Origin of the sequence: Pantoea phosphatilytica, from assembly GCF_051025615.1 — a bacterium.
Lineage (GTDB): Bacteria > Pseudomonadota > Gammaproteobacteria > Enterobacterales > Enterobacteriaceae > Pantoea.
This window is the reverse complement of record NZ_JBPFDF010000001.1, coordinates 945,013-968,662: the sequence shown is the minus strand read 5'-3', so window position 1 is coordinate 968,662 and position 23,650 is coordinate 945,013. Positions and strand designations below refer to the sequence as shown.

General features: G+C 58.8%; 23 protein-coding genes. 15 read left to right on the top strand and 8 right to left on the bottom strand.

The window, feature by feature from the left end:
- Positions 1 to 255: 255 nt before the first annotated feature.
- The 4 genes from treZ to budC all read left to right on the top strand — a co-directional run bounded on the left by treZ (position 256) and on the right by budC (position 7,587).
- Positions 256 to 2,040 carry a malto-oligosyltrehalose trehalohydrolase gene (gene treZ / locus ACR6AS_RS04880; protein WP_111139044.1) on the top strand — a complete coding sequence of 595 codons (1,785 nt, stop codon included), beginning with the start codon at positions 256 to 258 and terminating at the stop codon, positions 2,038 to 2,040.
- Positions 2,037 to 4,562 carry a malto-oligosyltrehalose synthase gene (gene treY, locus ACR6AS_RS04875; protein ID WP_434161311.1) on the top strand — a complete coding sequence of 842 codons (2,526 nt, stop codon included), beginning with the start codon at positions 2,037 to 2,039 and terminating at the stop codon, positions 4,560 to 4,562. Before treZ ends, treY begins: the two co-directional genes overlap by 4 nt.
- Positions 4,563 to 4,619: 57 nt before the next feature.
- Positions 4,620 to 6,695: a glycogen debranching protein GlgX gene (gene glgX / locus ACR6AS_RS04870; protein ID WP_111139046.1), complete on the top strand. Its 2,076-nt coding sequence runs from the start codon at positions 4,620 to 4,622 to the stop codon at positions 6,693 to 6,695.
- Positions 6,696 to 6,822: 127 nt separating this feature from the next.
- Positions 6,823 to 7,587 (top strand): meso-2,3-butanediol dehydrogenase, encoded by a 765-nt coding sequence (gene budC, locus ACR6AS_RS04865; protein WP_111139047.1) that lies wholly within the window; start codon positions 6,823 to 6,825, stop codon positions 7,585 to 7,587.
- 100 nt (positions 7,588 to 7,687) lie between these two features.
- On the opposite strand, the gene ACR6AS_RS04860 is transcribed toward budC, so the two are convergent.
- On the bottom strand, positions 7,688 to 7,963 hold the full coding sequence (locus tag ACR6AS_RS04860) for a hypothetical protein (RefSeq protein ID WP_111139048.1): 276 nt from the start codon (positions 7,961 to 7,963) through the stop codon (positions 7,688 to 7,690).
- Positions 7,964 to 9,595: 1,632 nt separating this feature from the next.
- Here ACR6AS_RS04860 and ACR6AS_RS04855 point away from each other — a divergent pair.
- The 3 genes from ACR6AS_RS04855 to ACR6AS_RS04845 all read left to right on the top strand — a co-directional run bounded on the left by ACR6AS_RS04855 (position 9,596) and on the right by ACR6AS_RS04845 (position 11,892).
- The gene (locus ACR6AS_RS04855; protein ID WP_434161307.1) at positions 9,596 to 10,132 is read left to right on the top strand and encodes a GNAT family N-acetyltransferase; all 537 of its coding nucleotides are present in this window, start codon (positions 9,596 to 9,598) and stop codon (positions 10,130 to 10,132) included.
- Between the two features lie 87 nt (positions 10,133 to 10,219).
- On the top strand, positions 10,220 to 11,431 hold the full coding sequence (locus ACR6AS_RS04850; protein ID WP_111139051.1) for a diguanylate phosphodiesterase: 1,212 nt from the start codon (positions 10,220 to 10,222) through the stop codon (positions 11,429 to 11,431).
- Positions 11,432 to 11,658: 227 nt separating this feature from the next.
- Positions 11,659 to 11,892 (top strand): DUF4060 family protein, encoded by a 234-nt coding sequence (locus tag ACR6AS_RS04845; RefSeq protein WP_111139052.1) that lies wholly within the window; start codon positions 11,659 to 11,661, stop codon positions 11,890 to 11,892.
- Positions 11,893 to 11,933: 41 nt separating this feature from the next.
- On the opposite strand, the gene anmK is transcribed toward ACR6AS_RS04845, so the two are convergent.
- Positions 11,934 to 13,055, bottom strand: a complete 1,122-nt coding sequence (gene anmK, locus ACR6AS_RS04840) for an anhydro-N-acetylmuramic acid kinase (protein WP_434161974.1) — start codon at positions 13,053 to 13,055, stop codon at positions 11,934 to 11,936.
- A gap of 282 nt (positions 13,056 to 13,337) precedes the next feature.
- On the opposite strand from anmK, the gene slyB reads away from it, so the two are divergent.
- Positions 13,338 to 13,805 carry an outer membrane lipoprotein SlyB gene (gene slyB, locus ACR6AS_RS04835; protein WP_111139054.1) on the top strand — a complete coding sequence of 156 codons (468 nt, stop codon included), beginning with the start codon at positions 13,338 to 13,340 and terminating at the stop codon, positions 13,803 to 13,805.
- A 40-nt stretch (positions 13,806 to 13,845) separates the two neighbouring features.
- Here the strand turns inward: slyB and slyA are convergent, their stop codons facing one another.
- On the bottom strand, positions 13,846 to 14,283 hold the full coding sequence (gene slyA, locus ACR6AS_RS04830) for a transcriptional regulator SlyA (RefSeq protein WP_111139055.1): 438 nt from the start codon (positions 14,281 to 14,283) through the stop codon (positions 13,846 to 13,848).
- A gap of 150 nt (positions 14,284 to 14,433) precedes the next feature.
- On the opposite strand from slyA, the gene ACR6AS_RS04825 reads away from it, so the two are divergent.
- The 3 genes from ACR6AS_RS04825 to ACR6AS_RS04815 are packed head-to-tail and all read left to right on the top strand — an operon-like array spanning position 14,434 to position 17,530.
- Positions 14,434 to 14,670, top strand: a complete 237-nt coding sequence (locus ACR6AS_RS04825) for a DUF1656 domain-containing protein (RefSeq protein WP_111139056.1) — start codon at positions 14,434 to 14,436, stop codon at positions 14,668 to 14,670.
- Between the two features lie 5 nt (positions 14,671 to 14,675).
- Positions 14,676 to 15,533 carry an efflux RND transporter periplasmic adaptor subunit gene (locus tag ACR6AS_RS04820; protein WP_434161304.1) on the top strand — a complete coding sequence of 286 codons (858 nt, stop codon included), beginning with the start codon at positions 14,676 to 14,678 and terminating at the stop codon, positions 15,531 to 15,533.
- Positions 15,530 to 17,530, top strand: a complete 2,001-nt coding sequence (locus tag ACR6AS_RS04815; RefSeq protein ID WP_111139058.1) for an FUSC family protein — start codon at positions 15,530 to 15,532, stop codon at positions 17,528 to 17,530. Before ACR6AS_RS04820 ends, ACR6AS_RS04815 begins: the two co-directional genes overlap by 4 nt.
- On the opposite strand, the gene ACR6AS_RS04810 is transcribed toward ACR6AS_RS04815, so the two are convergent.
- From ACR6AS_RS04810 to ACR6AS_RS04795, 4 genes are all read right to left on the bottom strand, one after another.
- Complete coding sequence (locus ACR6AS_RS04810; RefSeq protein WP_111139059.1) at positions 17,531 to 17,998, bottom strand: hypothetical protein; 468 nt, start codon at positions 17,996 to 17,998, stop codon at positions 17,531 to 17,533.
- Between the two features lie 130 nt (positions 17,999 to 18,128).
- Positions 18,129 to 18,647 carry a superoxide dismutase family protein gene (sodC, locus tag ACR6AS_RS04805; protein WP_111139060.1) on the bottom strand — a complete coding sequence of 173 codons (519 nt, stop codon included), beginning with the start codon at positions 18,645 to 18,647 and terminating at the stop codon, positions 18,129 to 18,131.
- Between the two features lie 84 nt (positions 18,648 to 18,731).
- Entirely contained in the window at positions 18,732 to 19,628 is an 897-nt protein-coding gene (locus tag ACR6AS_RS04800; RefSeq protein ID WP_293769863.1) for an aldo/keto reductase, read from the bottom strand.
- A 75-nt stretch (positions 19,629 to 19,703) separates the two neighbouring features.
- On the bottom strand, positions 19,704 to 19,943 hold the full coding sequence (locus ACR6AS_RS04795) for a DUF1289 domain-containing protein (RefSeq protein ID WP_111139062.1): 240 nt from the start codon (positions 19,941 to 19,943) through the stop codon (positions 19,704 to 19,706).
- 172 nt (positions 19,944 to 20,115) lie between these two features.
- On the opposite strand from ACR6AS_RS04795, the gene ACR6AS_RS04790 reads away from it, so the two are divergent.
- From ACR6AS_RS04790 to rnt, 4 genes are all read left to right on the top strand, one after another.
- Complete coding sequence (locus ACR6AS_RS04790; protein ID WP_111139063.1) at positions 20,116 to 20,712, top strand: TetR/AcrR family transcriptional regulator; 597 nt, start codon at positions 20,116 to 20,118, stop codon at positions 20,710 to 20,712.
- 50 nt (positions 20,713 to 20,762) lie between these two features.
- Complete coding sequence (locus tag ACR6AS_RS04785) at positions 20,763 to 21,860, top strand: alkene reductase (RefSeq protein ID WP_111139064.1); 1,098 nt, start codon at positions 20,763 to 20,765, stop codon at positions 21,858 to 21,860.
- Between the two features lie 116 nt (positions 21,861 to 21,976).
- On the top strand, positions 21,977 to 22,384 hold the full coding sequence (gene gloA / locus ACR6AS_RS04780; RefSeq protein ID WP_111139065.1) for a lactoylglutathione lyase: 408 nt from the start codon (positions 21,977 to 21,979) through the stop codon (positions 22,382 to 22,384).
- 120 nt (positions 22,385 to 22,504) lie between these two features.
- Positions 22,505 to 23,173: a ribonuclease T gene (rnt, locus tag ACR6AS_RS04775; protein WP_111139066.1), complete on the top strand. Its 669-nt coding sequence runs from the start codon at positions 22,505 to 22,507 to the stop codon at positions 23,171 to 23,173.
- Between the two features lie 42 nt (positions 23,174 to 23,215).
- Here rnt and ACR6AS_RS04770 read toward each other — a convergent pair whose 3' ends face one another.
- Complete coding sequence (locus tag ACR6AS_RS04770) at positions 23,216 to 23,551, bottom strand: Grx4 family monothiol glutaredoxin (protein ID WP_179291196.1); 336 nt, start codon at positions 23,549 to 23,551, stop codon at positions 23,216 to 23,218.
- Between the last annotated feature and the right edge of the window lie 99 nt (positions 23,552 to 23,650).

The window sequence follows — 23,650 nt, the reverse complement described above, 5'->3', positions numbered from 1 at the left end:
ACGCACCGCCGCCCTGCGACTGCAACATCTTAGTCTATGATTACTGTCTGTATACCCTGTGAAAACGGTCTCATCGCTGGCTTCCTGCGGTATCACGCTGAATACCAGTCCAGCTTCCTGGCTGAAGAGACGCGCCAGCCCATCTGGCATTCTGGTCTCGCTGATAGCTTTACGGTTTTTTAACGCTTGTGTCATCAACACCCTTTTCGTGCGATGGCTGCCATCGCGCATTTCCAGGCTAAATGAGGCAACTGAATGGAATCCAAATCTTTTTTTAAAAGCTGGGGCGCAGAACGGGTTGCCAGCGACGAGGTGCGTTTCCGCCTCTGGGCAACCGGTCAGCCGCGCGTCACGCTGCGGCTTTCAGGTCAGGATATTGAGATGACACCAGAGGGTGATGGCTGGTTTGAAACCCGGGTCGCCGGAGTCGCCGCCAATACCGAATATGATTTTGTGCTGGCAGATGGCACCGCCGTGCCCGATCCCGCCGCCCGTGCGCAGAAAGACAGCGTCAACGGCCCGTCGCTGGTGATCGACCCGGCAGCCTATCGCTGGCAGAACAGTCAGTGGCAGGGACGGCCGTGGGAGGAGTCGGTGGTGTATGAACTGCACATCGGCACCTTTACCGCCGAGGGAACGTTCCGGGCGGCCATCGATAAACTGCCGATGCTGGCCGACACCGGCATCACCATGATCGAAGTGCTGCCGGTGTCGCAGTTTGGCGGTAACCGCGGCTGGGGCTACGATGGCGTACTGCTCTATGCGCCACATGCCGCCTATGGCACGCCCGACGATTTCAAAGCCTTTATCGATGCCGCGCATGGTTATGGGCTGTCGGTGGTGCTGGATATTGTCCTGAACCACTTCGGGCCGGAGGGCAACTATCTGCCGCTGCTCTCGCCCGACTTCTTCCACAAGGAGCGCCAGACGCCCTGGGGTGCCGGGATCGCCTACGACGTCGATGCGGTGCGCCGCTACATCGTGGAAGCCCCGCTCTACTGGCTTCAGGAGTACCACCTCGATGGCCTGCGTTTCGATGCGATTGATCAGATCGACGATCCCAGCGAAAAGCATGTGCTGGTGGAAATTGCCGAGCGCATCCGTGCCGACATTACCGACCGTCCTGTCCATCTCACCACCGAAGATTGCCGCAACGTGACCTTCCTGCATCCGCGCGATGAAAACGGCCATGCGCCGCTGTTCACGGGCGAATGGAACGATGACTTCCATAATGCTGTGCACGTACTGGCTACCGGGGAAGATCACGCCTACTACCAGGATTTCGCCGACAGGCCCGAACAGCGGGTGGCGCGCGCGCTGGCCGAAGGGTTTGTCTATCAGGGCGAAGTGTCGCAGCAGTCGGGCGAACCGCGCGGCGTGAAGAGCAGCAGCCAGCCGCCGGTGGCCTTCGTCGACTTCATTCAGAACCATGACCAGACCGGGAACCGCGCGCAGGGCGATCGTCTGATCACGCTGGCCGGTGCAGAGCGCACCCAGGTCCTGCTGGCGACGCTGCTGGTGTCGCCCCATATTCCACTGCTGTTTATGGGTGAAGAGTATGGCGAAACCCGGCCATTCCTCTTCTTTACCGATTTCCACGGCGATCTGGCGAAAGCGGTGCGGGAAGGTCGCGCCAGGGAGTTTGAGGGCCATGCGGGTCACGGCGAGAGCGTGCCGGATCCCAACGATGTCACCACCTTTGAGCACTCAAAACTGAACTGGGCGCATACCGACACGCCGGAAGGTCAGCAGTGGCTGACGCTGACGCGTCAGCTGCTGGCTCTGCGTCAGCAACACATCGTGCCGCTGCTGCGCGACGCGGGCGGCGATGCCGGTCAGGTGGTGAGCACGGCAGAGGGCTTCCTGGCGGTGCGCTGGGACTTCCCGCAAGGCACGCTGTCCCTGGCGCTGAACGTCGGCAGCCACGCGCAGCCGATCCCGGATCTGCCGGGCGAAACCCTGTTTGCCTGGCCACAGGCCGATACCGAACTGACCCCCAACGCTATCGTAGTGCGTCTGGCTAAGAGAGAAGCAGAATGAATATCCCAACCGCAACCTACCGCATTCAGTTTCGTAACGGCATGACGTTTGACCGCGCGGCGGCGCTGGTACCCTACCTGAAAATGCTGGGGATCAGCCATCTCTATGCCTCGCCGATCTTCAGTGCGACCGCAGAGTCAACTCACGGCTATGACGTGACCGACGTTAATCAGATCGAGCCGTCGATCGGCGGCCGTGAAGGTTTTGATCGCATGGCCGCCGCCCTGAAGGCCGCCGGGCTGGGGCTGATCCTGGATATTGTGCCTAACCATATGGCCGCTTCGCTGGAGAATCCCTGGTGGCGCGATGTGATCGAGCATGGCGAACAGAGCCGTTACGCGCACTATTTCGATATCGACTGGTCACGCCGCCTGACGCTGCCGTTCCTCGGCGACACCTTTGAGGCGGAGCTGGAAAAGGGTGACATCCGCGTGCAGCGCGATCCGCAGACGGGAAAACCGGCGCTGGCCTACTTCGACAATTTCTATCCGCTGGCACCGCACACCTGGCAGGATCGTGAGGAGGCAGTGCTGGCCCTGGACGCCGCCGGCATCGCGGAACTGCATGACCATCAGCCGTGGCGGCTGATGTCATGGCGTGATGCCCCCAGCGACCTCTCCTACCGCCGCTTCTTTGAAGTGACCGGCCTGGTCGGCGTGCGCGTGGAAGATCCCGCCGTCTTTGATGCCGCCCACCAGCTGATCCTCGAACTGGTTCACAGCGGCGCGGTGCAGGGATTGCGTGTGGACCATGTGGATGGTCTGGCCGATCCGCACGGTTATCTGGAGCAGTTACGCCAGGCGGCAGGCCCCGACTGCTATCTCACCGTAGAGAAGATCCTGGGCGACGATGAGCAGCTGCCTGATGCGTGGCCGGTGTCCGGCACCACCGGCTATGAGTTTATGGCCGCCCTCGCCAACCTGCTGGTCGACAGTGAACGACTGAGCGGACTGCGCAAGGCGTATCAGGCAGTGATCGGTAAAACCGTGGATATGAAAGCGGAGCTGCGCGCGGCCAAGCTGCTGATGGCGAACCGCAATTTTGCCGGGGAGTTTAACCGCCTGCTGCAGCTGGCCCTGAAGATTGCCGAAGCCAGCGGTACGCCCCAGCCGGAAGCGCCCCTGAAAAACGCCCTGCGCGAACTGCTGGTGGCGTTCCCGGTCTACCGCACCTACGGCACGCCGGAGGGGCTGACGCCTGCCGACACTGCGCTGCTGGAGCAGGTGGTCAGTCAGGTCAAAGCCAGCGCGCATGCGCCCGACAGCCAGGCGCTCGACTTCCTCACCGCGATTCTGCGGGCGGAAACCGCCCCTTCAACCCGCGATGATGCCAGTGAGTTTCGTACCCGCTTCCAGCAGCTGACCGGACCGCTGATGGCAAAGTCGGTGGAAGATACCCTCTTCTTCCGTCAGCACATGGCGCTGGCGCTGAATGAGGTCGGCGCTGAGCCGCTGGCGCGTCACTTCTCGCTGGATCAGTTTCATGCCGAAATGCAGAAGCGACGCGACCATCAGCCCGACGCGCTGTCCGGCACCTCAACCCATGACACCAAGCGTGGTGAGGATGCCCGTGCGCGACTCTATACCCTGACCGAAGCCCCACAGCGCTGGGCCGACTGTGTGAGCCGCTGGCGCGCGATGAACGAGGACAAGGTCGTGCGCCTGAAAGATGGCCCGGCGCCCGAACCCGCCGTGCAGTGGATGCTGTATGAGGCGCTGGCCGGAGTCTGGCCGACTGACCTGCAGCCGCAGGATGCGGACGGTCTGGCGGCGCTGGAAGCACGCTTTGTCGTCTATGTGGAGAAAGCGCTGCGTGAAGCCAAACTGCGCACCGACTGGGCTGACAACAACGACGCCTACGAAGAAGCGGTGCTGGAGTATGCACGCCACCTGCTCGCGCCAGCCAACAGCGCCTTCCTGGAGGACTTCTGTGCATCGCTGCAGCCCTTTATGCGGGCCGGACTGGTCAACAGCCTGACGCAGACGGTGGTGAAACTCACCGCGCCGGGCGTGCCCGATATCTATCAGGGCAGCGAGGCGCTGGACTTCAGTCTGGTCGATCCCGACAACCGTCGCGAACCCGATTTCGAGGCGCTGGCGGCGATGCTGGCGTCACCTCAGCACGATGACAGCGAAGCACACTGGCTGCGCGGTCAGGTGAATCAGCAGGCGATCGTCAGACTGCTGACGCTGCGTCAGGAGCAGCCGGAGCTGTTCCGCCGTGGCGACTATCTGCCGCTCTCCGCAGAGGGCGCGCAGCAGGATAAGGTGCTCGCCTTTGCCCGCACCAGCCAGCAACAGGCGGTGATCGTCATCGTCTCGCGCCGGGTCTTTGACCTGCTGCCGGACAATCTCGATCAGCCGCCGGCCGGACGCTGGGCCGGGACGCATATCGCCCTGCCTGCCGCCCTGAGCCAGCGTACCTATCGGGACCGGCTGACCGGCAAAACCCTCGCCGTCGCGGAGCAGTTACCGCTTTCGGCGCTGGCGTCGCAGTGGTGCGCCGTGCTGGTGGCGGAGTAAATCCGGCCTCTGTTCCTTTATTACGCGTCACTCTGTTCACTGAATAACGAGGCATCAATGTCAAACAGTCAGCGTTTTGAAATTACGGCGGGTTACAGCCATTTGCTGGGGGCCAACTTTGACGGTCAGGGCGTGAACTTCGCCCTGTTCAGCGCCCACGCCGAGCGGGTTGAACTCTGTCTGTACGATCCCAGCGGCACGACGGAAATTGCCCGTCTGACGTTGCCGGAATATACCCATGAAGTCTGGCACGGCTATGTGCCGGGTCTGAAGCCCGGTGCGCTTTATGGCTACCGGGTTTACGGCCCTTACGATCCGGAAAATGGTCATCGCTTTAACCCTAACAAACTCCTGCTCGACCCTTATGCCCGCGAACTGGCGGGCGACATTGCGTGGAACGAGGCGCACTTCGCCTACGATCTCTACCATGACGATAAAGATCTGACGTTCGACAGCCGCGACAGCGCGCCGTTTACACCTAAGTGCCGGGTTATCGACCCGAATGCGTTCGACTGGCAGGACAATAACCGTCCAGGCGTGCCCTGGCCGAAAACGGTGATTTATGAAACCCACGTCAAGGGCTTTACCCAGCTCAATCCTGCGCTGCCACCCGAACTGCGCGGCACCTTTGACGGCATGGGCCACAAAGCGAGCGTCGATTACATCAAAAGCTTAGGGATCACCTCGGTCGAACTGCTGCCGGTGCACTGGTTCCCGGACGATCAGCACCTGCTGGATAAGGGGCTGAAGAACTTCTGGGGCTACAACACGCTGGGCTTCTTTGCGCCTGCCACCCGCTATTTCGGACCGCGCGGCATTCAGGGCTTCCGCGACATGGTGCGCGCCTTCCACGACGCCGGGATCGAGGTGATCCTCGACGTGGTCTACAACCACACCGCCGAGGGAAATGAGCTGGGCCCGACGCTGTCGTTTAAGGGCATCGATAACTTCTCCTATTACCGTACGATGCCCGATCAGCACCGTTACTACATCAACGACACCGGCACCGGCAACACCGTTAACACGTCGCATCCGCGCGTGCTGCAGATGGTGCTCGATTCGCTGCGCTACTGGTCTGAGTCGATGCATATCGACGGTTTCCGTTTCGACCTCGGCACTATTCTTGGCCGCGAGCCGGATGGTTTTGACCCGCGCGGCGGCTTTTTCGATGCCGTGATGCAGGACCCGATCCTGTCGCAGAAGAAGCTGATTGGCGAACCCTGGGATATCGGACCGGGCGGTTATCAGGTGGGCAGCTTCCCGCCCGGCTGGGCAGAGTGGAACGATCAGTATCGCGACACCGTGCGTGACTACTGGAAAGGCAACAACGTCTCAACAGACTTTGCGGCCCGCCTGCTCGGCTCCGGCGATCTCTACGACCAGCACGGCCGTCGCCCCTGGGCAAGCGTCAACTTCATCACCGCGCACGACGGCTTTACCCTCAACGACCTGGTCTCCTACAACGACAAGCACAACGCGGAGAATGGTGAAGATAACAACGACGGGCACAACGACAACCGCTCGTATAACTACGGTGCCGAAGGCCCAACCGACGACGAAGCCATCAACGCGGTGCGCGAACGTCAGAAGCGCAACTTCCTTGCCACGCTGATCTTCTCTCACGGCACGCCGATGCTGCTGGCAGGCGATGAGTTTGGCCGCAGCCAGATGGGTAACAACAACGGCTACTGCCAGGACAGCGAGATCTCCTGGGTGCACTGGGAGAACCTGCCGGAGTCCGCCGAGGCGCTGCGCGAGTTTACCCGCCAGATCCTGCGGTTACGTGCGGAGCAGCCGCTACTGCGGCGTGAAAACTGGCGCGACGGCATGGAGATCAAATGGTTCAACGCCGGGGGCGGGTTCCAGCAGAGCGAGCAGTGGGATGAGGGCTCCACGCTGGGCGTCTATATCGGGCGGCCGGACCTGCAGACTGAAGAGGGTATCTGGCATGACGTCCTGATGCTGCTCAATCCGTTTGAAGGCAATGTGCCCTTCCGCATCCCGCAGTTTGGCGAAGGCGGCTGGGTGCTGGAGCTGACCACCAGCGACGTGGCGAAACGGGGTCTGGTGATCACTAAAGAGAAGGATTTCGAACTGGAAGGCCGCAGTTTTGCCCTGTTCAGACGCCCGTAAAGGCTGAATCGGGTTAAAAACCGCGCATCAGGCGCAGCCTGTTCTGCGCTGCGCTTGAATTTCTGGCGATCGTTGCCAGGCTTAACCGGTTGTTAATCGTGAAAATTGATGCTGATAAGGAGGCATAATGTCCAGATTTACGCAGAAAGTTGTGGTTGTGACAGGTGCCGGATCCGGCATTGGTGAGGCCAGCGCGAAGCGTTTCGCTGAAGAGGGAGCCTCCGTGGTGCTGGTGGGCCGCACCGCGCAGAAACTGGAAGAGACGCTGGCGGGAATGACGGCGGGCGATCATCTGGTGGCGGCCTGCGATGTCTCAGACGCGGAGCAGGTTAAACAGCTGTCAGAAAAGGTGCTGGAGAAGTATGGCCGTGTTGATGTGCTGGTCAACAACGCCGGGGTGATCGTGCAGGGCCGCGTGCATGAAGTCGGACTCGACGCGTGGAAAACCCTGATGAAAACCGACCTGGATGGCGTGTTCTACGGCGTGCACTACTTCATGCCTGCCCTGCTGAAGAGCAAAGGCAACGTGGTTAACATCTCCTCCGTGTCAGGCCTGGGCGGCGACTGGGGCATGAGCATCTACAATGCGGCGAAAGGGGCGATTACCAACTTCACCCGCGCACTGGCGATGGACTACGGCGCGGATGGTGTGCGCGTCAACGCGATCTGCCCCGGCTTTACCTTCACCGATCTGACCGAAGAGGCCAAAAACGATCAGGCGCTGCTGGAGCGTTTCTACGATCGCATCCCGCTGCGGCGTGCGGGTGAAGCGGACGATATCGCCCGTGCCATTCTGTTTATTGCCAGCGAGGAAGCCAGTTATATCACCGGCGTCAATCTTCCGGTCGATGGCGGCCTGACCGCCTCAAATGGCCAGCCTAAACAGGCATAGTTTTTCAGGCAGCGTTTGTACGCTGCCTTTTTTATTCTGAACCACCCGCCTGCTTATTTCTTCTGTTCCCGCCTTGCCGCCGACAGATTATTCCGACCAACTAATGACGGGGAGTATGACGGGTAGGCGTTGCCGCGCGCGCCGGTTTAATTGTCGTGCTGCTGCTGGTCGGACAAATAAAAGTGCTCAGGCAGGCATTACATAATATGGCATTCGCGTGGTGTATTTTCGCCACCGTCAGCGCCTGCTGCCGGGTATAAAGCGAACCAATAAAAACACGCCTGTCGTTCTTAGACAGATTAACGCAACCTTCTTTGTGTAAAATCCATCCACCCATGGGACGCGGGCACAGATAATAATAGCTGGCTTTGAGCATGGCAGTTCATCCTGATAGTTGCTGTATGTGTCGTAAAAAACAGACCAAAATTGGTAAGAGTTTTTTTTGTAATCTGAAGCATTATTAAACTAACTGAGAATTATCCTTAAAACCACTTTATTAGATACCCGAAACCGACTTTGAGAATATGCCCTTTTCCGCCCCCGTTATCGCTTCAGACAATCAACGCCCTGCATTTCTGCGATTCACTTCACCACCCCGATTTCATTTACCCCGCTAATCGATCAATTAACAGACCGAAATTTGTTTTTCCCATCAAAAACAATACGATAAAAAAATAATCGACGATGCACTTCTGCGATCACGCTCACATTTCATTAGCGAGCATGGCGGGAAAAAGCGCATCCGCAGGGGTATTTATGAGGATTGATAAACTGAAGCTGAAAATCGCAAAACTGGTCTGCCTGGCCCTGCTCAGCGCAGCACGAAAGCGGGTTACGTCAGCGGCTTATTAAATCAGGCGGGCGCAATTCGACGCGGCTGGCTTGAAAAGCAAACCGTTCGGTTCGCTTTCCGGCAATGAAAAAGGAGGAGACAGCCTGCAGGCCGCCGGGCGGCTCGCCTGTCCCCACGGCCTGCACGTCACCCGTAGCGATCCACTCTGGCGTGCAGCGAACGTCTCAACGCGAACGCTTACCCTTACTTCAACGCTCACGAAGCCCCGAGCCGAATATGCCGCGCAGAACGGCGGGCTGGCATCACAGACGCTGCCCTTGTGCACCAGTCTGCTGTTTGAGGGTACGATTATCACGATGCTGATCATCGTGCCTGCTGCTGACAGGGGCGCACGCGTCAGGGCTGAAGAGCCGGCGACGGGTGTTGGCCTGTTTCTGTTCAGGCTGGCAGTCTCGGGTAGCGGAGTCGCGACTGTTCGATCAGCGCCCGGTTGTGGCGGTAATTGTTCCGGCCCCGGAGAGCGGTGCGCCGGAGAAATAACCCGGTGGAAATACAGAGCTTAGTGCTGCGCAGCGGGGCGATGGATCAAGACAGATTCAGTTCGCCTGGCCGCATCAGATATAACTGTCCGACGATGGAAGAGATGTAATGCAGGTGCGGTCTCTGTCCCGCTGAATAGAGAGAGGACGTGAATCAGATCGCACGGATATTTTTAACCCGCGGATTCACTTTCTGCTGAAGGAGATCTTCATCGGGGCCCAGATAATAAGGCACCGCACACTGCCGGCCATCTTTGGTAAATATGATCTGATTATCATGCAGGAATAACGCCGTGAAATGACCGAGCACAACGCCATTTAATTCAAAGCAATGATTTCTGGCCGCACGCAGCCCCTGCTGACTATTCAGAAAATCAACGAATCGCAACACGCTGCGCCTCCTTATAATATATTCGCCTTACCGGAACCGCAGAGATAATAGCCGCAACCCGGACCGGAATCATCCGGCGGGCGCGGTTTTCAGAATAGGCTTATCGCGGATTCATTCATGCTGTTTATTCCGCCCGACGGTGTCCCGTCGCCGTTCAGACCGCCTGCCGGGGATCGTGGCTGTCATAAAAAGGCCCCGGCCTGTCATATTTGTATTGCGTCCTCCGCCCGCCCGCTATAACGTTGCTTTTCAACCCTGTGCAGCGTGTCGGAACCCCATACAAACGTGGAAATTTTTGATGCAGAGCCTCGTCACATCGCAGCGATTCAGCAGATCTATGCCTGGCATGTTCTGAACGGTACCGGCTCTTTTGAGACCGTCCCGCCCGACGTCACCGAAATCGGTGAGCGGATGCAAAGGATTCAGCAGGCGGGCCTGCCCTGGTTTATCGCCGTCAGCCACGGCCTGGTATGCGGCTTCTGCTATCTGGCACCCTACCGTCCCCGCCACGCCTACCGGCATACGCTGGAAGACTCGATCTATATCGATCCCGGCTTTCAGCAGCGCGGCGTCGGTTCAGGCCTGCTGAAGCACGCTATCCGGTGGGCTGAGCAGGCCGGATATCGCCAGCTGATTGCCAATGTCGGTGACAGCACGAATCACGGTTCGATCGCCCTGCACCGTGCCGCCGGCTTTGAGACCACCGGCATCCTGCGCGCGGTGGGGTTCAAACAGGGACGCTGGCTGGATACCGTTTTTATGCAGCGGGCGCTGGGATTAGGTGATTCCGCGCTGCCAACAGGCAGCGAAACATCGCTGTAACAGAAAAGGCGCACCGGACCTCGTTCTCCGCAGGAGAACCTTCTGGTAAGGTGTGTTAACAAAAAATAAAAAATCCCGGAAACCGTTATGTTGTCGACAATCATCTATCGCAGCCACATTACCGACCATGTGCCGCTTGATACCCTGGCTGATCTGGCGCGTAAAGCGAACAAAATCAATCGCTCATCAAGCGTCACGGGTATCTTACTGTTCAATGGCACGCATTTCTTCCAGCTGCTGGAAGGCCCGGAAGCAGCAGTCAAAGCGGTTTACAGCCGGATTTGCCGGGATCCGCGCCACCATAATCTGGTTGAGCTGCTGCGCGATTACGCGCCGTCGCGCCGCTTTGGTCACGTCGGCATGGAGCTGTTCGATCTGCGGCAGCATGACAAAGCGCGGGTGCTGGAAGCGGTTCTGGAAAAATGTACCAGTAAGTTTCAGATGATCTATACCGATCGGGCGCTGCAGTTCCTGCGTACCTTTGTCGAGGCACGGGAAAAAGAGAACTATTTTGAGATCCCCGCCGCCAGCAACTGGCAATTTATTCGTGATGAGTCAGAGCAGCGTGCAGGTGACGTGTCGCTGGTGGCCGCGGATGAGATCACTTTCGCGTTCCAGCCCATCGTGGATCCCCTCGCCTGCGAAATTGTTTCGCTGGAGGCGCTGCTGCGCGGTCCCCGGGGGGAATCCCCGCTCGACTATTTTGCCCGGCTGCCCCGCGAGGAGCTCTATCAGATCGATCTGAGGTCGAAAAAGAACGCCTTCGCCCAGGCGAAACAGCTGGGGATTGAGGGAATGACCCTGTCGATCAACCTGCTGCCGATGACGCTGGTCACCGTGCCCGACGCCGTCCCCTATTTACTGAATGAGATTGCGGCGCACGGCCTGGTGCCGGAGCAGGTCATGGTGGAGTTCACCGAAAACGAAATTATCTCCCAGCCTGAAGCCTTTGAAGCCGCTATCAGGCAGCTGAAGGCCGCCGGTATCAGCCTGGCGCTGGATGATTTTGGTGCCGGTTTTGCCGGGCTGTCGCTGCTGACCCGCATCCAGCCAGACAAGATCAAGATCGACCGCGCCATTATCTCGGATGTGCATAAAAGCGGTCCCAAGCAGGCGATCATTCACGCCATTCTGAAATGCTGCGCCTCACTGGAAATCGGCGTTATCGCCGAAGGCATTGAGCAGCCGGAAGAGTGGATGTGGCTGGAGGCAGCCGGCGTGACGCAGTTCCAGGGATTTCTGTTCTCAAAACCTGAACTGAACGGCATCGGCGCCGTGGCCTGGCCGGAGCTGAACTAACCCCCTGCGATTTGGATGAATTTGTCCTCACCCGCCTTGCTGGATCATCCGGCCGCTGCTAAATAATTAACAGCGCCGGAAGATCATTTTTCTGTCATCTTCTCGCGGCAGAGTCAGTTATTACCCCATCAGTGATTAAATGTTTAGCAGTCAGATGTTCAGTGTTTAGGCCAGCGCAACGCGCCATGCGTGCGACGTGACTCCAGGGACAGCATTTGAGGAACTGAATGAAGCAGATTATCCGTGGTGATAAAGAACCCGCCCATATCCTGGCAGCGACCCGTGCGCTTGAAGCGCACTACTCCCGCTACGGGGAAGGAAACAAGTACCATCCCATTATCTACTCCATTGCCTACCGCAGCCGCTTCTATCAGGTTGAGGTGATCACCCGCCGGGAAACCATGGTTGCCACGGTTATTACCGGCGTGCGCAAACTTTCGCACCTCTCTGGTGCCGCCTGACGGATCTTACCTGCCGGGGGCGGACAGCCCCCTTTCTCCACCTATCGCCGGTAGAGTGAATTAGCCGGATAGATGGCCCCAATCACGCTTTTCTCCCGTGCGCCGGTCACGGCGGGCAGATTGCCCGGCAACCCGGAAAGCGTGCGGAAGGCCAGCCAGGCAAACGCCAGCGCCTCCATGTCATCACCACTCACGCCCGCGCTGTCGGTGGTCGTCACCTCGGTTCCCGGAAGATGCGCCGCCAGTCGCGCCATCAGCAGCGGGTTGCGGCTGCCGCCACCACATACCAGCAGACGATCGCAGCCATCATGGAGTAAAACCTGATGGGTAATGGTGATGGCTGTCAGTTCCACCAGCGTGGCCTGCACATCCTGCGGCGCCAGCCCCGGGAAGTAGCGCAGATGCTGTTCCAGCCAGCCCAGATTAAAGTGTTCACGGCCGGTGCTCTTCGGCGGTGGCAGCGCGAACCAGGGCTCCCGCAACAGCGCCTCAAGCAGGGCCGGGATCACCGTCCCGCTGCGGGCCCACTGCGCATCCCGGTCATAGGGCAGCGCCTGATTTCGCCAGATCCAGGCGTCGAGCAGCATATTGCCGGGGCCGGTATCAAAACCGCGCACCGGCTGCCCCGGGATCAGCAGCGAGAGATTAGCGATGCCGCCAATATTCAGCACCATGCGGCGTTCGGTGGCATCCATCAGCAGCGCCTGATGGAAAACGGGCACCAGCGGCGCGCCCTGCCCGCCCAGCGCCATGTCGCGACGGCGGAAGTCGCCTACGACCGTAACGCCGGTCGCCGCGACAATCTGATTCGCATCCCCAATCTGCAGCGTGTTGGGGGCCTCGCTCTGAGGTTCATGCCAGACGGTCTGACCGTGGCAGCCAATCGCCGTGATATCGCTGGCTTCCAGCGACTCGCGCTTCATCAGTGTCACCACCGCCTCAGCAAACAGCTGACCGAGGCGGGTATCGAGCTGGCCGAGCTGCGACAGCGTCAGAGACTGCCCCTGGCAGATCGCCAGAATCGCCTGACGCAGCGCGGGGGGCATCGGATGGCAGTAGCTCGCCTGTTGCGCCACCATATTCTCGTCGATGGCGGCCAGCACCACATCCACTCCATCCAGGCTGGTGCCTGACATTACCCCGATATAGCGTCCTGATTTCATAGCCATTCCTTACTCCCGGCGCGATGTGCAATTCGTCTGCGGCTAGCCTGACAAATAATGATCGCTAATTCTATGATTAATTTATTTTAATCCAAACGTGCTAACCGATAACGCAACGCCATCTTTTTTCATTCCCGATTGAATTATTGTTGTTCCTGCATAGTCTATGCTTCGTCCAACCGCGTTTTGTTCGGACAGGGATTAATTTGCCAGGTTTGTGTCTTATACTGAGAGCAGGATACAGCGATAAACGTGGCGCCCTCTCGACTAAAGGAGTTTCAAATGATTAAGCGTGTAATTGTGGTCGCTCTGACCGGTATGATGCTGGCAGGTTGTAGCAATACCAGTACGCTGTCGGGTGATACCTACAGTGCCAGCGAAGCCAAGCAGGTGCAGAGCGTTTCATACGGTACGTTAGTCTCTGTTCGTCCGGTGAAGATTCAGGGCGGCAGTGACAGCAACGTTATTGGTGCTATCGGCGGTGCCGTGCTGGGTGGCTTCCTGGGCAACACCATTGGTGGTGGTGCCGGTCGCAGCCTGGCGACAGCCGGTGGTGCGGTGCTGGGTGGCGTAGCCGGTCAGGGCGTTCAGGGCGCAATCAATAAAACTGATGGCGTCGAGCTGGAAATCCGTAAGGATGATGGCAACACCATCATGGTTGTGCAGAAACAGGATGCGTCCCGTTACTCCGTGGGTCAGCGTGTTGTGATGGCGTCTAACGGAAGCCAGGTGACCGTTTCACCTCGCTAACAGCGTCAGACAAAAAACCGACGCCCGGGCGTCGGTTTTTTTATTTCTCTTTATGCTGAAGTTCGAGAATGTTTTTCTCCAGCCGGGCGATCAGCGTCACCATCTGTCCGATCTCCTCCTGACTGATCCCGGAAAGAATGTCGTCGCGCGTCGCATCAATGACGCTCTCAACCTGTTCAATAATCGGTTCCGCCTGCTGCGTCAGCTTAATACGCTTGGCACGACGATCGTTGGCGCAGGTCGAACGGGTGATTAACCCCTTCTCCTCCAGCTGATCCAGCGTACGCACCAGAGACGGCTGTTCAATCCCGATCGCCTTGGCTAACTGGATCTGTGACTGCTCAGGCGGCAGTTGATGAATATTGTGCAACGTCACCCAGTGAGTCTGAGTCAGCTCAAGCGGTTTCAGCCGCTGATCAATCAACGCGCGCCAGATGCGCACCAAACGAGATAAATCCGTTCCGAGTGGCGTATCCATTTCATCTCCTTATAATTAGCTTGCTAGCTATCAAGCCAGATTTTACACTATTCTGCGAGTTTACAGGACAAATTACAAATCCCGGACCTGACCCCGAAAACGCAGCTGCGCCCGGAGTCTGCCGTCTGGGTTAACGAAGGATGTTATTACGTGCTCACTCCTGCGCTTTCAGGGGCGAAACCGCTGACCGATCTGGTCGTGGGTGCCTCACTCTTTTTCCCGCCGATGTTCAAAGCGGTGATCCTCGGCTTCTTTTTCTGGCTGCTGATCCACCCGCTGGTACGTGGCTGGATCTACTCCGGCGATGTCTGGCATCCCACCCTGTTTGATCTCTCCCTGTTTGTGCTGTGCGTCACCGCCGCACTCTGGCTCATCGGTCATGGATAATTGAGATGAAATTTAATGCGGTAAAGTATTTCTCCACGCTGATCGTCTTTGCGCTGGCGCTGCTGGCTGGCGGCTGGCTGTGGAACTACTACATGCAGTCGCCCTGGACTCGCGACGGCAAAGTCCGGGCGGAGCTGGTGGATATCACGCCTGAGGTTTCGGGCCGCATCACCCAGCTTCGCGTCAGGGACAATCAGTTTGTGCATCGCGGCGATCCCCTGCTGACGCTGGATCCGGTGCCGTGGCAGATTGCGCTCGACAATGCCGCCGCCCAGCTCAGCAAAGCGCAGGCCGACCTGGCCAAAGCGCAGCATGAATTTAACCGCCGCAGCGGCCTGCCGCGCAATGTCATTTCCACCGAAGATCTTGATGCGGCACGCCTGAGCGCCGGAGCCGCGGCCGCCAGTGCCAAAGCGGCACAGGCAGAATGGGAACGGGCGCGCTGGAATCTGCAGCAGACGACGCTGACCGCCCCGGTGGATGGCTGGGTTACTAACCTGACGCTGCGACCGGGCAACTATGCCACGGCGGGCACGCCGCTGTTCGCTCTGGTGGATGGACACTCCTGGTATGTGATGGGCTATTTTGAAGAGACCAAACTGCGCCATATTCAGGCCGGTGCGGCTGCACAGGTGGTGCTCTACAGCAACGGGATGCAGCTGCAGGGCAAAGTCGACAGCATTGGCCGCGCCATCTATGACCAGAGTATCGGAACCGACAGCGGGCTGGTGCCCGATATCAAGCCCAACGTGCCCTGGGTCCGGCTGGCGCAGCGCGTGCCGGTGCGCATTCGCCTCAACCCGTTACCCGCCAGCGCCGACCTGGTCGCAGGCACCAGCTGTACGATCACGATTCAGCCATGAATATTCAGTGGCTGGCCTGGGATCAGCTGCCGTGGATTAAGGCCAGCGGCGGACAGTGGCGCTATGCGTTGCGCAACGCTATCGCCATGTGTCTGGCGCTCAGCATCGCCTATGGACTGGATCTTGACGAACCCTACTGGGCGATGACCTCTGCCGCCGTCATCAGTTTTCCCACTGTCGGCGGTGCGATAAGCAAAAGTCTCGGCCGCATCGTCGGCAGCCTGCTGGGGGCCAGCGCCGCGCTGCTGATCGCCGGGCACACCCTGAATGAGCCCTGGCTGTTTACTTTTGCCATTGCCGGCTGGCTGGCGCTCTGCACCGGGATCGCCAGTCACTATCAGAATAATGTCGCCTACGCCTTTTCGCTGGCGGGCTATACCGCAGCCATTATTGCGTTCAGCAGCGTCAATATTACGGATATCACCACGCTCTGGACCATCGCTCAGGCCCGCGTCTGCGAGGTCATCTCCGGCATTCTGTGTGCCGGGCTGATGATGATGGTGCTGCCAAGCACCTCGGATGGAGAGACGCTGATTACGTCACTGAAGCAGATGCACGACCGCCTGCTGGAGCACGCCGTGCTGCTGCTGCAGCCCACGGCCAGCGACACTATCCGTATCGCGCATGAAAACGTAATCAGCCAGATCCTGACCATGAATCTGCTGCGGATCCAGGCGTTCTGGAGTCACTATCGCTTTCGCCGCCAGAACAACGTGCTGAACTATGTGCTGCATCAGCAGCTGCGGCTGACCAGCGTGCTGTCCAGCCTGCGCCGCATGTTGCTGAACTGGCCGGATGCGCCAGAGACGCTGTTCACGGCGCTGCAGCAACTGCTGGCGGAGCTGGCGAAACCGGCGTGCGACAAGTACCGGCTGGCGCAGATCCTGCGCAGCGTGACGCCCGCAGCGGATGGCGACTACCGGCAGCGCGCCTTCTGCCAGCGGCTGCGCTACTTCTGCTGGATGTACCTTAACGTGCTGCGCTGGATACGCCTGCTGGAACGCGCCGATGCGGACACCCGCTTTCAGCCGCCGCCGGTGCCGGCGCTGGCCCGCGACAGTGACAGCGCCGAAGCGGGCTGGAGCGCCCTGCGCACCTTCTCCGTCATCGTGCTCGGCTGCGCGTTCTGGATTAACACGCAATGGTCTTCCGGCGCCGCTGCGCTGACCTTAACGGCCATCGCCTGCGTGCTCTACGCCTCATCACCCTCACCCGGCGGCAGCGTCACCCTGCTGCTGAAGACCCTGCTCTGGCTGTTTGCCTTTAGTTTTGTGATGAAGTTTGGCCTGATGGTGCAGATCAGTCAGCTGTGGCCCTTTCTGCTGCTGCTCTTTCCGCTGCTGGTAACGCTGCAGCTCTTTAAACTGCAGCAGAAACAGCGAGCCGGGATGTGGGGACAATTTATCGTCTTTATGGGCTCGTTTATCGCGGTGACCAATCCACCAGACTGGGATTATCAGGCATTCTTCAACGACAACATCGCCAAGGTCTGCGGCGTGCTGCTGGCCTGGCTGGCGTTTCAGATCCTGCGGCCCAGCTCCGACGCACGGCGCAGCCGTCGCCATATCCGCGCACTGCGGCTGGCGTTTCTCGATCAGCTGCGACAGCGTCCCCGTCTCAGCGAGAGCCGCTTTGAGTCGCAGATCTATCACCGTATCAGTCAGCTCAGCCACAGCCGGGATGAACAGGCGCGTGTCTGGCTTCTGCGCTGGGGCGTGGTGCTGCTGAACTGTTCGCACATTGTCTGGCAGCTGCGGGAGTGGCGCGCCGGTTCGGCGACGTTGATGGCGTTTCGTGAGGAGAGTCTGCGTCATCTGCAGCAGATTATGAGCAGTCGGGGCGTACAGCATAGCTCGCTGGATCGGACGCTGGCGGAACTGGAGGCAACCATCGCTACTTTACTGGCGCTGGAAAGCAACGATGCCAGCGAACTGGCGGGTATTATCTGGCGTTTACGCTGTTCGCTGGCGCAGCTTAAACAGGCGGTGCCTGCCTGATCACTGGCAATATTGCTGCTGCTGGCGGTTAAAGTCCTCCTGCAGCTGTTGCAATGTTTTGTGGCCTTCGAAGCGGGTTTTATCCATCTCGGTCATCGGCTCGATCACCAGCGCCTTCTCATCCGGTGAGAAGATAAACCGGCGCGTCAGTTCACTGCCGGTAAAACTCTGACCGCGGATCCCGCCACAGACCATCGTCATGGTGTGACGATAGATGGTGGTTTCGGTGAAATTGGTTTCGGTGGCGCTGCGAAAGACCTGGTCGCACCCCTGTTTCTCCAGCTGACGCACCATGTTGCGGCTCAGCCATTCACGCCCTCTGGCGATTTTTTCGCAGTTGACACGCATCGGGCTGGTGTCGATGGTGCGCTGAAGCTCGCGACCGGTTTCAGTCACCAGTTGCGTATCATTGGGTTTATCGCATCCCACCAGCAGCAGACACAGCAGTAATGCGCCCTTGACTCTCATTTTTCCCGCTCCTTCCCCGTCACGCTTTCGTACCTGAATCAATATCATAGGGGGGAAATGGCGGGGATGGTACAACAATTACTAAACAGGGGGTGAAAAGCGAGCGGCTGGCGTCGGCCGCCCGCTAAAGTCAGATGACGCCGCAGGCATAGCGCGCCCCGCCACCGCCCAGCGGTTTGGGCTGATCGGCGTGATTATCCCCGCCAGCATGCACCATCAGCGCCTTGCCCTTGATTTCCTGCAGCGACTTCAGGCGTGGAGCCAGCACCGGATAGGTTGCCTTGCCAGCGTCGTCCACATAGATCGCAGGCAAGTCGCCCAGGTGTCCTTCACCATAGGGCCCCAGATGTTTGCCCGTGTTAGCCGGATCGAGGTGCCCCCCTGCGGCACCGGCAGCAACAACCTTGCCTTCCGATTCGCCCGGTTCACAGCTCCCTTTCGCATGCACATGGAAGCCGTGAATGCCCGGTTTCAGCCCCTGCAGTTCAGGCGTGAACTGCAGGCCATACTGCGTCTCGTCGATCCTGACAGTGCCCAGCGACTGACCAACCCCTTCGGCGGTAACCTGATGGATACTGACCTCTTCGCTGGCAGCCTGAGCCGAGCCGCAGGCGATCAAAGCACATAGCGCAACTGCTTTCAGTTTCATGGTAACTCCGTTTGCAGACCAGGGTGTGCGATAAGTCTGGCCGCTGTTGCGCTGTTTTGCCGGAAATTGACGCAGCTTTACGCTTCAGGGCACATCATAGCCCAGGGCGGCCTTACGAATGCGGAACCACTGCTGACGCGTCAGGGTCAGATCAAGCGAACGCGCGACCTCACTCACCCGCGCCGCTTTACCTGAGCCAATAATCGGCAGCGGTCGCGAAGGCAGCATCACTATCCAGGCGTAGACCACCTGCTCCAGGCTGGTTGCGCCGGTTTCCTGCCGGACCGCTTCCAGCTCATCACGCAACGGCTGGAAATGGGGATCGTTAAACAGGCGGCCGCCGCCCAGACAGGACCAGGCCATCGGCCGGATGCGCAGCTGCTGACACTGATCCAGCGATCCATCCAGCAGGACGCTTTGCTGCACCGGGGAGATCTCCAGCTGATTAGTGACCAGCGAAAACGGCAGGCGGGATTGCAGCAGGGAGAACTGGGCAGGCGTGAAATTGGAGACGCCAAAGTGCAGCACCTTGCCGCTTTGATGCAGGGCCATAAAGGCGTCAGCAACCTCGTCCGCCTCCATCAGTGGATCGGGCCGATGGATCAGCAACAGGTCAAGCCGATCGGTATGGAAATGGCGCAGCGAGTTTTCCGCGCTCTGCAGGATATGCGCTTTATCGGTAATGTAGTGACCGATCCGGTTTTCGGGTCGGGCGCGGGTGGCGATACCGCATTTGGTCACAATCTGCAGCCGATCGCGCAGGCCGGGCGCCAGCTTCAGCGCCTCACCGAATGCGGCTTCACACTGGTAATCGCCGTAGATGTCGGCATGGTCGACGGTGGTGATCCCCAGGTTCAGATGGTGCTCAATAAACGCGACCCGCTCCTGAGGCGACATGCCCCACTCCATCAGACGCCAGTACCCCATAACCAGCGGTGAAAATTCGGGGCCCTGTAAGGCGATGGCCTGCGGTTGTAACATGACATTCTCCCTGTTGCGCATTGGCTGAAATTAGCGTTCCAGAGAGTATAACGGAAAGCCGAGCGGGGATAGTCGTCAGAACAACTCTGGCTGCTGAGGATCGGGTGGCTCTTCGCCTTTCTGCTGCCGTTGCATGCGCAGACGACGCTGCTGGCACAGGCGAATGACCTCACGCTTTTGCGCATCACTGAAGCGCAGCCAGTTGAACCGCTCATCGCGGCTGCGTAAACATCCCAGACAGTAGCCGCGTGCATCCGTCTGGCAGATACCGCGACAGGGGCTGGGAACCGGGAAAAACTCAAGCTGCTCGGCCACCACGCCTCCGGTTTCACAGAATAAACAGTCAATAAAAGCGTAGCCTGGTCAGGCAGAAAGTCCGCCCCGCGCGGCCAGAATTATCCTGATCCTGGCCGGTCAGGTGAACACTCTGTGCGGAATGCACCCTGAGACGTTGCATTAGACCGACTGGTCTACTAACCTCACTGCCATGAATAAGATGCTACAGCGTAATGCAACCCGCGAACACCTGCTTCAGACAGGTGAACAGCTCTGTCTGCAACGCGGCTTTACCGGAATGGGCCTGAGCGAACTGCTGACCCAGGCGGCGGTGCCGAAAGGCTCCTTCTACTACTATTTCCGTTCTAAAGAGGCGTTTGGCGTGGCACTGCTGGAGCGCTACTTTGCGCGTTACCTGCAGGATGTGACGCTTCAGCTCAATCAGACCGAGGGCACGCCGACGGAGCGTCTGCTTAATCACTTCCGTGCCGCCGTTGAACTGTTTGTGCAACAGGGGCATATCGTGGGCTGTCTGGGCGTCAAAGTCTCAGCCGAAGTGTGCGACCTCTCTGAACCGATGCGCGCGGCCCTGCAACAGGGGGCGGCGAAGATCACGGCCCTGTATGCCCGGACGCTGACTGCCGCAGCCGAGCAGGAGTCTCTTCACCTTCCGCAGCCTCCGGCGCAGATGGCGGAATTGCTGTCGCTGTTGTGGCTCGGCGCCAGCCTGCAGAGCAAAATTTCCCGCGAGGCGCAGCCACTGCGTCTGGCATTGAGCACCCTCGAACAGTGGCTCGAACGCCGCTGATTTTTAAAAAACGTGTTTGTAGACGACTGGTCTACTAATCAGGAGCTATTATGGCGAGTACCCAGCTGTTTCGTCCGCTGAAAGTCGGCGCAATTACCGTCCCGAACCGCGTATTTATGGCACCGCTGACCCGCCTGCGCAGCATCGAACCCGGCGACATCCCGACACCGATGATGGCGGAATATTACCGTCAGCGCGCCAGCGCCGGTCTGATCATCACCGAAGCGACCCAGATCTCCTTCCAGGCGAAAGGTTATGCCGGTGCGCCTGGCCTGCACACCCAGCCGCAGATCGCGGCGTGGAAAGAGATCAACGACGGCGTGCACCAGGCGGGCGGTCACACGGCCGTACAGTTATGGCACACCGGCCGTATCTCGCATAACAGTGTGCAGCCGGAAGGCAAAGCCCCTGTTGCGCCTTCGGCCCTGCCTGCAGGCACCCGTACCTCTCTGCGTGCGGAAGATGGCAGCGTCTATCGCGAAGAGACCTCTCTGCCGCGCGAACTGACGGTGCCGGAAATTCAGCAGATCGTAGCCGATTTTGGTCAGGCTGCGGCTAACGCGCGTGAAGCGGACTTTGACCTGCTTGAGCTGCACTCGGCGCACGGCTACCTGATCCACCAGTTCCTGGCCCCCGATTCAAACCAGCGCACCGATGAGTATGGCGGCAGCATCGAAAAACGCGGTCGCTTTGCGCTGGAAGTCGTTGATGCGGTGATCGCCAACTGGTCTGCCGACCGCATCGGCATCCGCGTCTCGCCTGTCGGCAGTTTCCAGAATCTGGACAACGGCCCGGACGAAGAAGAGGCGGCGCTGTGGTACATCGGTGAGCTGGCGAAACGCAACATCGCTTATCTGCACCTCTCTGAGCCAGACTGGGCGGGCGGAAAGCCTTACACCGAGGCTTTCCGTCAGAAAGTGCGCGATCTCTTCCCGGGTGCCATCATCGGTGCCGGTGCCTACACCGTAGAAAAAGCGGACGACCTGATTTCACGCGGTCTGATCGATGCGGTCGCCTTTGGGCGTGATTACATCGCAAACCCGGATCTGGTGGAACGTCTGCAGCAGGATGCCCCACTTAACCCACAGCGCCCGGAAAGCTTCTACGGCGGTGGCGCTGAAGGGTATATCGATTACCCGACGCTGTAAGCGGGTCAGGCTGCTGTCCGGGACGATGACGGCAGCCATTATTCACAGGCGATTTTCATCGCTATACTTAGCGCTGGGTCATCCGGCGATGGCGTTTCTATTTCAAAGAGGATGTTATGCGTTTACTTCATACCATGCTGCGCGTTGGCGATCTGCAACGTTCAATCGATTTCTACACCCGTGTACTGGGCATGCGCGTGCTGCGTCAGAGCGAAAATACCGAATATAAATACACCCTGGCGTTTGTGGGTTACACCGACGAAAGCGAAGGTGCCGTGATCGAACTGACCTATAACTGGGGCGTGGACAAATATGATCTGGGCAATGCCTATGGTCACATCGCACTGGGCGTGGATGACGCGGCAGCAGCCTGCGAACGTATCCGCAAAGATGGCGGTAACGTCACGCGTGAAGCCGGTCCGGTTAAAGGCGGCTCCACCATTATCGCCTTTGTCGAAGATCCCGATGGTTACAAAATCGAGCTGATCGAAAACAAAGATGCCGGTAAAGGTCTCGGCAACTAAACCTGCCTGTCAGCCTGCCCGTCCGGGCGGGCTGAATCCCCTTCCCTGCGCTTCATCTGCTGCACCCGGCCCCGTTTTTTGCCATAATGCGCGCTGCCCTTTTTCTGCAGCGAGATCCTGATGTCTGAATCGAATTCCCCTAATGCACTCAATCAACGTTTCCGTGGCTTCTACCCGGTGGTGATCGACGTCGAAACCGCGGGTTTCAATGCGCAGACCGATGCGTTACTGGAAATTGCCGCTATCACGCTGAAAATGGATGAAGAGGGGTGGATTGAGATTGATCAGACGCTGCATTTCAACGTCGAACCCTTTGCCGGATCGCTGCTGCATCCTGAGGCCCTGGCCTTTACCGGTATTGACCCCAGCAATCCCCTGCGGGGCGCGGTCAGCGAGTATGAAGCGCTGCACGCGATCTTCAAAATGGTCCGCAAAGGCATTAAGGACAGCGGCTGTAACCGCGCCATTATGGTGGCGCACAACGCCACATTTGACCTGAACTTTATGTCCGCCGCAGCTGAACGCGCCAGCCTGAAGCGCAATCCATTTCATCCGTTCGCCACCTTTGACACCGCAGCCCTGAGTGGACTGGTGCTGGGTCAGACCGTGCTGGCGAAAGCTTGTATTGCGGCGGGGATGGAGTTTGACAGTACGCAGGCGCACTCCGCGCTCTATGACACTCAGCAGACGGCGACTCTGTTCTGCGAGCTGGTTAACCGCTGGAAACGCCTGGGTGGCTGGCCTCTGCCCTTTGCCGGTGAGGCTGCTGACGCCGGAGAATCTGCGTAATCCTGCACAATGAAAAAGGCCGACGTGATGTCGGCCTTTTCTTTATTCTGCTTCTTTAAATTTTTCTGCGGTCTCTTTGATCAGCGACTGCAGTTCACCGCGCTGCAGCATCTCAACAATGATGTCGCATCCGCCGACCAGTTCGCCATCCACCCAGAGCTGCGGGAAGGTTGGCCAGTTAGCGTATTTCGGCAGCTCGGCACGAATGTCCGGGTTCTGCAGAATATCCACGTAAGCAAAACGCTCACCACAGGCTGACAGCGCCTGCACCGCCTGCGCAGAGAAACCGCAGCTTGGCAGTTTCGGGGAACCTTTCATGTACAGCAGGATCGGATTTTCTGCGATCTGGCGCTGAATTTTTTCTACAGTACTCATAATTGCCTTCCTTAATTCGCGACTTCGTGTTTGTTTATTGTAGCGACTTCACAGCGTGACTGAAAACGAGATTTTGCCTGCTGCCCGCCTGAATAGCCATCA

What these genes read in the sequence shown, in the direction of transcription:
- ACR6AS_RS04800 (WP_293769863.1), bottom strand. Translation starts at nt 19,628, where the DNA reads ATGTTACAACCGCAGGCCATCGCCTTACAGGGCCCCGAATTTTCACCG.
- gloA (WP_111139065.1), top strand. Translation starts at nt 21,977, where the DNA reads ATGCGTTTACTTCATACCATGCTGCGCGTTGGCGATCTGCAACGTTCA.
- rnt (WP_111139066.1), top strand. Translation starts at nt 22,505, where the DNA reads ATGTCTGAATCGAATTCCCCTAATGCACTCAATCAACGTTTCCGTGGC.
- anmK (WP_434161974.1), bottom strand. Translation starts at nt 13,055, where the DNA reads ATGAAATCAGGACGCTATATCGGGGTAATGTCAGGCACCAGCCTGGAT.
- slyB (WP_111139054.1), top strand. Translation starts at nt 13,338, where the DNA reads ATGATTAAGCGTGTAATTGTGGTCGCTCTGACCGGTATGATGCTGGCA.
- ACR6AS_RS04850 (WP_111139051.1), top strand. Translation starts at nt 10,220, where the DNA reads ATGTTGTCGACAATCATCTATCGCAGCCACATTACCGACCATGTGCCG.
- glgX (WP_111139046.1), top strand. Translation starts at nt 4,620, where the DNA reads ATGTCAAACAGTCAGCGTTTTGAAATTACGGCGGGTTACAGCCATTTG.
- ACR6AS_RS04860 (WP_111139048.1), bottom strand. Translation starts at nt 7,963, where the DNA reads ATGCTCAAAGCCAGCTATTATTATCTGTGCCCGCGTCCCATGGGTGGA.
- treY (WP_434161311.1), top strand. Translation starts at nt 2,037, where the DNA reads ATGAATATCCCAACCGCAACCTACCGCATTCAGTTTCGTAACGGCATG.
- ACR6AS_RS04815 (WP_111139058.1), top strand. Translation starts at nt 15,530, where the DNA reads ATGAATATTCAGTGGCTGGCCTGGGATCAGCTGCCGTGGATTAAGGCC.
- sodC (WP_111139060.1), bottom strand. Translation starts at nt 18,647, where the DNA reads ATGAAACTGAAAGCAGTTGCGCTATGTGCTTTGATCGCCTGCGGCTCG.
- ACR6AS_RS04845 (WP_111139052.1), top strand. Translation starts at nt 11,659, where the DNA reads ATGAAGCAGATTATCCGTGGTGATAAAGAACCCGCCCATATCCTGGCA.
- treZ (WP_111139044.1), top strand. Translation starts at nt 256, where the DNA reads ATGGAATCCAAATCTTTTTTTAAAAGCTGGGGCGCAGAACGGGTTGCC.
- ACR6AS_RS04820 (WP_434161304.1), top strand. Translation starts at nt 14,676, where the DNA reads ATGAAATTTAATGCGGTAAAGTATTTCTCCACGCTGATCGTCTTTGCG.
- budC (WP_111139047.1), top strand. Translation starts at nt 6,823, where the DNA reads ATGTCCAGATTTACGCAGAAAGTTGTGGTTGTGACAGGTGCCGGATCC.
- ACR6AS_RS04810 (WP_111139059.1), bottom strand. Translation starts at nt 17,998, where the DNA reads ATGAGAGTCAAGGGCGCATTACTGCTGTGTCTGCTGCTGGTGGGATGC.
- ACR6AS_RS04790 (WP_111139063.1), top strand. Translation starts at nt 20,116, where the DNA reads ATGAATAAGATGCTACAGCGTAATGCAACCCGCGAACACCTGCTTCAG.
- slyA (WP_111139055.1), bottom strand. Translation starts at nt 14,283, where the DNA reads ATGGATACGCCACTCGGAACGGATTTATCTCGTTTGGTGCGCATCTGG.
- ACR6AS_RS04785 (WP_111139064.1), top strand. Translation starts at nt 20,763, where the DNA reads ATGGCGAGTACCCAGCTGTTTCGTCCGCTGAAAGTCGGCGCAATTACC.